Genomic DNA, 9,800 nt, shown 5'->3' with positions numbered 1-9,800 from the left:
AGGTCTCCTCATCGGCCCGCCAAGGCCGGGGCGTGCAGCGACGTTTCACTTGGACGTGTTTCGCCGTGCTGCGCGTCGAAGGCGAGGCGGTATGCGCGCGCCACTTGTGGCCGCACCGCATCAAACAACGCGTCGTCCAGTTCCGCGTCCGTCGTGAGCAGCACCACTTGGTCGCTCACGGCGGGCACGAAGTCACGCATCATCCGCTCTCGGTGCAGTTGGTCAAGACGTCCCAGCGGCGTGTCGATCACGAGCGGAAGGTCATGCTTCGTGACGTCACGAAGCGCCCACAGCAACGACAAACCGAATAACTGCCGCTCGCCGGCGGAGAAGCTCTCGAGCAGCAACGGCGCGCCGTCCGCCGCACGCAGTTGCACTTGAAACGTGCGTGAATCAATGCGCGCGCGGTCGAGCAGTTGATCTTTGCGGCACAACGCGTTGAAGCGCGCCACGAGCGCTCCCTCGAGCGCTTCGAGGCGTTGACGCGCCAAGGCGTCCTCGAAGGTCCGCAGCACCAACTGGCCTTTCGCGGCGAGTTCCAAGCGACGTTCGGAGGCGCGGGTAGCTTCGAGATCCGCGAGGGCCTGCTCGCGTTTCTTTTCCGCCGCAGCGAGTTTCGCGTCGAGGGCCGCGCGGTCCGCTTCGCGTTCGTCGCGCTCTTGACGCACGGCGCGCGTTCGCTCGGCGAGCCGGGCGAGTTCTTCGTGCAGAGGCCGCAACACGTCCTCGTCGGGCACGCGGTCCAAGTCCGCTTGCACGGCCGCGCGTTCCGCTGAGGCGTCCGCGAGGACGCGCGCGATGCCCACCACTTCCCGCGGGAGTGTCTCGTTGACGTCAAGCAGCCACGCGCGCAACCGAGTGCGTTCCGGTTCGGACAGCGGGTGCAGCGCCACTTCACTTATGTCGTGTGGCAGCGCGAGGACGTTGAGGAAACGGTCGCGCAGTTGCGCGCGCGCCGCGTCCTCCAGCGTCACGTTCAACCAGAAATCTGGGGACTCCAGCGCGTCCGCGACGCGCGCCACGTGTTCGTTCCACGCGTCGCGCGTCGCGCCGCTCGACGCGGCGCGGCTTTCACGCTCGAGGCGTATGTCGAGCGCGCGGCACAATTCAGGCGCGAGCGCGAATGGCAGCAGGCCCGTCGCGAGGCCCGCAAGGCGCGCTTCTTGCGTTTCAATGATCGCGTCGAGTTCCGCGCGGCGCAATCCGAAGCGTTCACGGCGCTCAGCGTATCCGCCGCCTTCGGCCGCGATGCGACGCTCGAGCTCTTCCGTTTGCCCTTGCAACTCCGCAAGCTGCGTGTCGAGGGCGCCCAGGCGTGCGTGCACGTCTCGTTGCCGCGCGTGGTCCGCTTGCGTCGCGGCGTCCATGTCGAACAATTTGTCGAACAAGCCGCGCGATGCATGCTCGGTCGACTTGTTCGCGGCGCTGTACCGCTCGAGGTCAGAGCGAAGGCGCCGCACGACGTCCAAGCCCAGCAGGCGACGAACGGCTTCGGCGAGCAGCGTCGCGTTGTCCGGGTGAGACAGCGCGTCGAGCCGCTCGGCGTCGAAGAAGCACAAAAAGCCCACGCCGGGCGGCACGAGGTCGTTGAGAAACGCTTGGTAATCTTCGCGGTGCGCGTCGGGCGCGTGGCCGTCCACGAGCACCACCAAGTCCTCCTCGACGCCGGCACCTCGGCGACGCCACGTGCGGTGCACGTCAACCCGCGCGGGCCGGCCGGAACGCACGTACTCGAAGGCGAGGCGCACCCCGGCCTCCTGCGTTTGGGCGCGGTCACGCACGCCGTCGAACAAGCCTTCCGTCCCGGCATACCGATGAAAGCGAGCCAAGACGTGCGCGCGGTACGCGTCGTCACTCACGCGGTCCCCGAAGCTCAAGCGGCCGTGCAACGCGAGGCCGAACGCGCTGAACAGAGTTGTTTTCCCGGCGCCGTTGTGTCCGGTGACGAGCACGAGGTTGCGGGGCGGGGCGCCGGTCGTGAAGTCGAAGCGGTGCGCGTCACGGTACAAGCCGAGATTGCGCACTTCCAGTTCGAGGAGCTTCACGCGCGCGCCTTCTGTGTGTCACGGCGCGCCGCTTCTTCTTCAATCGCGGCAGCCGCCACCGGGTACAACGCGCCTTCGGCGCGCGCACGAGACACGGCGAGCAGTTCTTCTTCGGCGCGCCATTCGCGCTCGAGCACTTCCCCGAGTTCCTTCACAACGCCGGCGCGGCGCGTGACGCCACTTGAGCGACGCTCAACTTCGAGGAGGCGCGCCATTAAATCAAACGGCACGCCGTGCTCGTCGCACAAACTTTCGAGCAGCGCGCGGTGATCCGCATCGAAGTGTCCGTCGTCGTTCGTGGGCCACGCGAGGTCACGACCGGTGACGTCACGCACAATGGTCGGGACGGAATCCTCCCAGTCTTGGCGTTCTGTGCGCCACAAGCGGCGAATTTCGTGTAGTTCCTCGTCGCTGACGAGCGTGATCGGTTCGGGCGGGCCCTCGCGACGAATGTTCTCCTGAATTTCAAGGAGGCGCCGAAGCATTTCGCGGCTCGTGTCAAGGCGGTACGTGCGCGCGCCGAGCGTACCGTCCTTGAGGTAAATCACGCGGCCGTTGCGGCCGCGAAAATCACGGTAAATGTGCTTGCGCGCCGGATCGGTGGTTTCACGCAGGAAGGTGCGGAAGTCCGCGAGGTGCTGCAACCAATCGTTGTCGCCGTCGCCGTTTTCGATGAGGGCGTCCATGCTGCGGTCTCGTTCGACCACAGTGCACACCCAGCAACCAAAGCGGCTTTGGCCGCACGACGGGGTGCTGTCATCCACGACGAGCGGGCACTCGCCGGCGGACGTGGCGTTGCGGTACATTGCGGACAACTGGCGGTTGTCCGCGCCCCAAGGTGAGGCGTTTTGCAGCAGGTAACTCCACACGTCGTCCGTGCTGAAATCTACGATGGGCGAGTACAAGTACGCGCCGTGCAGCGAGGAGTGTCGGCGCAGCACGTGGTCATTGACCATGTACGAATTCAGCAGTTGCATGCGCGTGGCGCTTTCGGTTTTACGCACGCCCAAAATCATGATGACTTCGGTGTGCTCCGCGACTTTCTCTTCGACGAAGCGGTCGGCCGGATTAATTTTGAGGCGTTCCGTGCACCAACGGAACTTCGAGGATGGCGCCGGGTACCCGCGACCAATCAAATTCACCCAAAAGGTGTCGTTCAAGACGGGTTTGACCTTGGCGGGCACGAAAGGCATGCGCGCGTCACGCGCGGCTCGTTCGATGAGGGCGATGTTGCGGTCAATGTGGTCGACCAGAAGAGGCGCTTCAACGAGGGTGTCCGACGAGATGACGTACACGGGTTTTTGGCGTTGGTCTTCCGGTAGGACTTCAAGGGCGCGCCACACGAGTTGCAGCACGGCGGTGGAGTCCTTGCCGCCGCTGTACCCCAGCACCCAAGGTTGAGGGTAACGTTGATACACGTCTCGAATTTCTTGAAGGACGTCGTGAATGGATCGGTGTTCGCTGAACGAGCTTTCGCTCGGTAGACCTTTGCGCATAACTCTCCTGAAGGACTTAAGGGGTGGCACGCGCACCCGCTCAGTTCGTAGCTAGTATAGCAAAAAGGTAAAACGGTAGCTTTACATTCGCGCGTTTGACCTTAACGCAACCGACCAGACGACGAGTTAGTCATCAAAACTGGTTAAAGTGATTCTGAAAAGCGTCCTAGACGAGCAAAACCAAGATGAGGGCATCGGGTCAAACGCCTTTCGATCTCCGCAAACGATGGCGAATAAAGCCCAAGCGACGCAGCAGCGGGAACATGTGGTCTCGGTGGTATACCACGCCGAACTCCTTGGCGATCAACGCTTGCACTCGCTTCCCCGACCAAGCGTCGCTCGGGAATCCGAAGGCTCATGCGCAGCCACTTGCTAAGTTACGCTTTGCGCCGGAGCGTGTTGGCGGCACCTCATGGTCATCGTGCTGGCATGTCGTGAGTATCGTAAACAACGTCACACACGCTTCTCAGTCGCACTTTAGGCGGCGGGCTCGTCTGCGTCCACGTCCTCGACTCGCTTCGCGGCGCTGCGAATCTTCAACGGCACTGGCGTAAGGAGCTCCGTGAGGTCGAGGGTGTGCCGCTCATGCTCCTCGGCGAACACGTGTCGGTAGATGTCGGCAGTCGTGCTGGGCCGTGAGTGCCCGAGCTTCTCGCTCACGACTTCCATCGGCACGCCCCGCGCGAGCATCAGCGACGCGTACGTGTGGCGAAGGTCGTGAAAGCGCACATCCCCGAGCTTGGCTCGCTGCGCGAGCTTCCCGGCGAGTTTCGTCAGGGAATCCGGGTAGAGCCGCTCGCCGCGGGCGTTGGTAAACACGTACCCGTTCGGCGACACACCGTGCTCACGTCGGTGCTCGCGCAGCAGCGCAACCGTGTCCGACGCGAGGTGCAGGTCCCGTACGCCCGCCTCGGTTTTCGGCGCGCCCAGCACGGCCTTGCCATGGACGACCGTGACGTTCTCTCGTACGCGGAGAATGCCTCGTTCGAGGTCGACGTTCACCCAGCGCAGGGCGCACACCTCGCCTCGTCGCAGACCCGTGGAAAGCACGAACGCGAACAGCCTCCCCAAGCGGTGCTCGCTCGCCACGCGCAGGAAGGCTGTGACTTCGGCGGTGTCGAGCGCCCGCGCGGTCTGAGAGCGTTTGAAGCTCGGCAAGCGCGCGACCTCGGCGGCGTTGCGCGCGACGAGCTCATCGAACACCGCTTCTTGCAGGGCTTGCCGCAGGATGACGCGCGCTTGGTGCAGCAGCGACTTCGAGAAGCCGCGGTCGGCGAGGTGAACGTACGCGGCGCGCACGTCGCTCGGTTTGAGGTCTTGCAGCTTCTTGTGGCCGAGCAGCGGAATGAGGTGGCGGTCGATGACGTACTGGTAGTTCGCGTGCGTTTTAGGCGCGAGGTTCGCGCGCTTCAAAGCGCACCAGCGCGAAAGCCACTCTCCGACCTTGACTTGGCTGGGGACGGGCAGCAAGCCGCGGCTGTGGTCTGCCAAGGCTTGCACGCGGGCGCGCTCGGCGTCCTGCTTGGTTTTCTCCGTGCCGCTCTTGAGGATCTGCCGGCCGTGCTCGTCGAACCCGAGCGTGATCTGCCAGCGGTGGCTGCCGCTCGGTAGTTTCTTGACGCACCCGTCGCCGTTCGTTCGTCGTTTCATGATTTCTCCCTCCTGGAGAGCGTTTCTCGCTTTCCTGGTGTGGGATGTTCGCTCTGACCGCGCGAAATAGCGAGTCTGGAAAGCTACGTACGCAGAGGCGGTCGAGGGCCGTGGGGCAAATGTGCTTATGCGAATGACTTGCATGCGCGTCTTTATGTACTCTTAAATCAAGTCGCCCGCGAGGCGCCCTCCCCGTTATGACCGCCGCCTTCCACCACACTTCCAACGCTCGACGCTCTTCCGCGTCGCCGCTTCACATGCGCGCGCAATTCCTGAACGTGCAGCACGCGCTGATCGAGGGTGGACACGCGTGGGGCTTCGAGCAGCACACACGCGGCCGACGACCCATCGGGCACGTCCTCGCGTTCGTGAAGGCGCTCATTCGCCTGCGCGCCGCACGCGCCTTGATCGGACTACTCGACGAAGCGTGGTTGGAGTTGGTGCTGAGCGCTTTGCTGCAAACGGTGCAGGAAGCCATGCGTGAAGTCCGCTTCAGGGTGACCGTCACGGTCACGCGAAGAACGCGGCCACGCGCGACGCGTCCGGCGGTGCACGCGGGTGTGGAACCCCGCCTCGTCGCATCGCGTTGAGGCGTCGAGCGGCTCGTGGTGCTCTTCAACGCGATGTGAACGTCCATCTCCGCCCGGTCGATTGACCACGCTCCGCGTTTCGCGTCGAGCCCGCGGACCTCACCACGCCGAAGCCTCCGTTCCAACGAAAGGCTTCAACGATGTACCACACCGTGAAAGACTTGGCCGAACGGCTCAAGTGCAGCGAGAAGGTCGTGTACGGCATGATTCGGCGCGGCGAGTTGTTCGCGTTCAAGATCGGCCAAAAAGAGTACCGGATCTCCGACGAGGCGATCAACGCTTGGGCGGCCGAGCAACGCCGTCGGCACGACGAACGCCGAGGTGAGCGCGATGACTAAGCGTCCCTCGAAATCCGAGCGGCGAACGAAAGCCCCGAATGGCGCGGGTAGCATCCGCCCGCGCAAGAACAAGAACACGAACGAAACCACCTACCTCGTGCGCGTCACCTTCGGGCTCGTGGGAGGCAAGCAACGTCAAATCAGCCGCGTGGTCGCCACGGCGCGCGAAGCGGAGGTGACGCGCGCGCAACTGCTCGCGGACGTCAACCGAGGCACCTTGTCCTTACCGAGCGTCCTGACCGTGCGCGAATTGCTCGTCGAGCACATCGACGCGCGGCGAGCGCACTGGAAACCGAAGACGACGGCCAACAACGAGGACCTCGCACGGCGACTTGACCCGTTGGTCGGCGCGAAACGCGTGCAGGCCCTCAAGCCGCTGGACGTGCAGCGCGTGTACCACGAGCTCGCCGGGCAGTACGGCGCGTCGATGCTCAAGCAAGTTCGCTCGTTGCTCAAAGGCGCGCTCGACTTCGCGGTGCTTCACGAGATCGTCGCGCGCAACGTCACGGCGGGCGTGCCGCTGCCCAAAGGGCAGCCGTCGCCACGCGCGCACGAGAATCGTGCGTTGAACAGCTGGCAGCTCGGCGCGTTTTTGCAAGCCGCTCAGGCCTTCGAAGCGTGGGCGGGCCCGGTGTTTCAAGTCGTGAGCCTCACCGGGTTGCGGCGCGGCGAAGCGGCGGCGCTGCGTTGGGTGAACGTGGACCTCGACGCGGGCGTGTTGTTCGTGCGTGAGAACCTCACGGTGGTGCGCGGCCGCCCGGTGCTCGGCACGCCGAAAAGCGCGGCGAGCGTGCGACGCGTTCCGCTCGCACCGGAAACCGTGGCGTTGCTGCGCGCGTGGCGCGCTCGGCAGTTGGAGCTCGCGCGCATGCTGGGCGGCAAGTGGCGCGGTTCGGATCACGTGTTCACGAACAGCGTCGGTGCGCGCTTCCACCCGGACGCCTTGTCGCGCCGCGCGCGTCTCATCGGGGAGGCGGCGGGCTTGCCGGGCGTGCACTTTCACATGTTGCGTCACACGTGCGCGAGTTTGCATCTCGCGCGTGGCGTGCCCGCCGACGTCGTGAAAGCGTGGCTCGGGCACGAGGACATTCGCGTCACACTCAACACGTACCGCATGGTGTTCGAGAGCGAGCACCGCGCGCACGTCGTGGGTCTGCGCGACTTGCTGCGCGAAAAGCCCGCCAATCTCATCTTCGACGCCTTCGGGCGGGTGGGCGCGTGAGCAGGCGCTCGGCAACACGGCAGATCGTCCGTCGTGAGCTTGAAGCGGCGCAAGGTCAACGCGGGCAGCTCCGCTTGCCCCTTCCCGAATTCTTCGTGCTGGACGGCGTTCAGGAAGGTTTTTGGCGGTTTCAGGAAGCGGCGCGGGCGGCAAGGGACGCCACGAGATGCCATCGTCCGAAGCTGCGTTTCGACTCGCGTGCAGCACGGCCGAAACGGGCGTCATCGGACGACAACGACCGTCATTTTTCAGGAATGCCTCGCTGCTTTTACGACTTACACCTTCCCACTTCTTCCTGAACTTCGAAGCGCCGCCTTAAAGCGCGGCGCTTCAGGAACATCTCGGCAGGAATCCTGCCAAGCCCACTTGCTTCACGCCTGAAGTCGAGCGAGTGATGACACACCCCGAGGAGGGCCTCATGAAAATCGATAATCAAGTTTCGTTGTTCGGAGACTTCGAAGAAACCAGCGACACCGGGTCGTCCACCATCACGTCGAACACCTCGACGATTCGGAAGACCGACGCGACGTCGCGTCGTCGGTCGCGTTCGGAAGCGTCGGAGCGCGCGGTGAAAGGGCGAGCGAAAACCGCGCGGGTGCACGCGCGTCTGACCGCTGCGGGCGAACGCGTTCCCGCCTCGACCGCCACGGCCAAACCAGACGCGACGGCAGCAGAAGCGAGAGCGAAGGCGCTCGCCGACATCGAGCAACTGACCGCGGTCAAGGACGCCGCGGACCTCACCGCTCAACACGGCTGGACGTACTACCTCACCCGCCCGAAAGACAGCGATGCGGCGGTCACGAACGCCTCGCGTTCTCCCAGCGACCTCTCGGGGCGTCGCCGCGCCTTGCGAGACGCCGCCTTCGGGCACGCACACACCGACGACTTGTCGCGGGTGCCGCTCAGCTTCCTCGCGCGGGACCTCGACGAGCTCCTGGCGGACTTGGAGCGCGGCCTACGCCGACGCCTCGGCCTCGACGCGACGCAGCCGCTGAGCACGAACGACAAGAAGCGCTTGTCGAACGAAAGCTCGGACCTCAAGAACGTCCGCGTGGCCCTCGGGGACGTGTTGACGCTGCCGGGCGTCGCACCGAAAGCCGCGCGGCACCTGCGGAAGATCAAGACGGGACGGTGGCAACAAGGCTTCAAACGGGCGCAGTGGTCCGCTCGACTCAAAGCGGAGGTGGAGCGGATGCGCGCCGCGTACACCGACGGGAATTACGCGGGGCCTGGGCATCGATACTTTCGCAGCCACAGCTTGCGCCCCCGCTCGTTCGACAACGATCAAACGCGCCTCAACCGCGTCGTGGATTTCATGGTGAACGAAGAGGGCATCGCGGAACCGACGCTGCACGACTTCATCGACCTCGAGCGGCTGCTGCGCTTCCGCGCGTGGTACTTCACGCGCGTGTCCGAAGGCGGGTACGCGCAGTTTCGCCAGACGTGCTCCGCGCTCGCGAAAATCGCGAAGTACCTCACGTCGATCGGCGAGCTCGACACGCCGTACGACGCGACGTCGAAGCACCCGGACGCGCCGTGGTCGCAACTCACGTTGGAAGGCAAGCACACGCTGCGCGACGCGGAAAGCAAGCAGTTGCTCGCCAAAGCCGAAGAGGTCGATTTGCGCACGCCGTTCGAACTCAAAGAGCTCGCCGAGTGGTGCCGCCGCACCTTGCCGCGCACGACCGACGATCGCCGTCCGTCGAATCGGCAGTGGTTTCGCCGTCGGTTCGCCGCCGTGTTCTTCGGGCTCGGCATCCACATGCCGTTGCGGTCGCGCAACTGGCGTGAAATGCAGTGGGGCCGGAACTTGTACCAACAGGACGGCGCGTGGCACGTGCGGTTCGTCGGCGATGAATTGAAGAACGGCTCGTACAGCCGCGGCATTCGCAAGTACGAGCTGCGCTTGCCCGAGAAGGCGGGCGGGTGGATCGAGTGGTGGCGCGAGCAGCTACGAATCTTCGTCGGGGACGACTTCGAGACGGTGACGCCCCTCGTGTTCCCGATGCTGTCCACCCTGACCGACGAGCAAGGCGAGTACCGATGGGTGGAGATGAGCGAGAAGTACATCTTGAGTTGCGTGGACGACGCTTCCTTGGAAGGGACGGGAAAGCGGTTTAAACCGCACGCGATTCGGCATTGCGTCGCGACGTTCATCGTGATGAGCGGCTTGATGAGGGACGTGCAGCAAGCGGCGACGCTGCTCGGCGACACGATCGAGACGGTCATGCGCAAGTACTTCAAGCCGGACGAGCAGAAGTTGCTCGACGAAGGGTATTACGCGCGCTTGGCCGCCCGCGATTCGTCGCGTTGAGGCCTGCGCTTCCCTCGGTCGTGAACGATGATTGAGGGAAGCCAGTCGTCCGAACGTTCATCACCGATGGAGAACGATCAAGGTGCCACGCCTTGATTCTGGAGAAGAAGGCAAGCGAGTGCAGGTCGCTCGAGACGCAAGGGGG

General features: G+C 64.4%; 7 protein-coding genes and 1 pseudogene. 4 read left to right on the top strand and 4 right to left on the bottom strand.

The features are described 5' to 3' along the window. Nucleotides 1-8: 8 nt before the first annotated feature. The 4 genes and pseudogenes from dndD to DES52_RS08955 all read right to left on the bottom strand — a co-directional run bounded on the left by dndD (nucleotide 9) and on the right by DES52_RS08955 (nucleotide 5,191). Nucleotides 9-2,045: a DNA sulfur modification protein DndD gene (gene dndD / locus DES52_RS08970; protein WP_110886481.1), complete on the bottom strand. Its 2,037-nt coding sequence runs from the start codon at nucleotides 2,043-2,045 to the stop codon at nucleotides 9-11. Beyond that, entirely contained in the window at nucleotides 2,042-3,541 is a 1,500-nt protein-coding gene (gene dndC / locus DES52_RS08965) for a DNA phosphorothioation system sulfurtransferase DndC (protein WP_110886480.1), read from the bottom strand. Before dndC ends, dndD begins: the two co-directional genes overlap by 4 nt. 199 nt (nucleotides 3,542-3,740) lie before the next feature. Then, nucleotides 3,741-3,863: pseudogene (locus DES52_RS23705) on the bottom strand (winged helix-turn-helix domain-containing protein); the annotation flags it as partial. Between the two features lie 155 nt (nucleotides 3,864-4,018). Then, nucleotides 4,019-5,191, bottom strand: coding sequence for a tyrosine-type recombinase/integrase (locus DES52_RS08955; protein WP_170130969.1), 1,173 nt, complete (start codon nucleotides 5,189-5,191; stop codon nucleotides 4,019-4,021). Between the two features lie 197 nt (nucleotides 5,192-5,388). Between DES52_RS08955 and DES52_RS08950 the strand changes: the two genes are divergently transcribed. From DES52_RS08950 to DES52_RS08935, 4 genes are all read left to right on the top strand, one after another. Beyond that, nucleotides 5,389-5,781, top strand: coding sequence for a hypothetical protein (locus DES52_RS08950; RefSeq protein ID WP_110886477.1), 393 nt, complete (start codon nucleotides 5,389-5,391; stop codon nucleotides 5,779-5,781). Nucleotides 5,782-5,921: 140 nt separating this feature from the next. Continuing rightward, entirely contained in the window at nucleotides 5,922-6,119 is a 198-nt protein-coding gene (locus tag DES52_RS08945; RefSeq protein ID WP_110886476.1) for a helix-turn-helix domain-containing protein, read from the top strand. Further along, nucleotides 6,112-7,341: a tyrosine-type recombinase/integrase gene (locus DES52_RS08940; RefSeq protein ID WP_146237232.1), complete on the top strand. Its 1,230-nt coding sequence runs from the start codon at nucleotides 6,112-6,114 to the stop codon at nucleotides 7,339-7,341. The genes DES52_RS08945 and DES52_RS08940 overlap by 8 nt, the downstream gene beginning before the upstream one ends. Before the next feature lie 418 nt (nucleotides 7,342-7,759). Further along, a complete protein-coding gene (locus DES52_RS08935) occupies nucleotides 7,760-9,655 on the top strand; it encodes a hypothetical protein (protein ID WP_110886474.1) in 1,896 nt (631 codons plus the stop codon). Nucleotides 9,656-9,800: the final 145 nt, after the last annotated feature.

Source organism: Deinococcus yavapaiensis KR-236, assembly GCF_003217515.1.
Classification (GTDB): Bacteria; Deinococcota; Deinococci; order Deinococcales; family Deinococcaceae; genus Deinococcus_A; species Deinococcus_A yavapaiensis.
The sequence above is the reverse complement of the archived record's forward strand: the minus strand, read 5'-3'. Positions and strand labels throughout refer to the sequence as shown.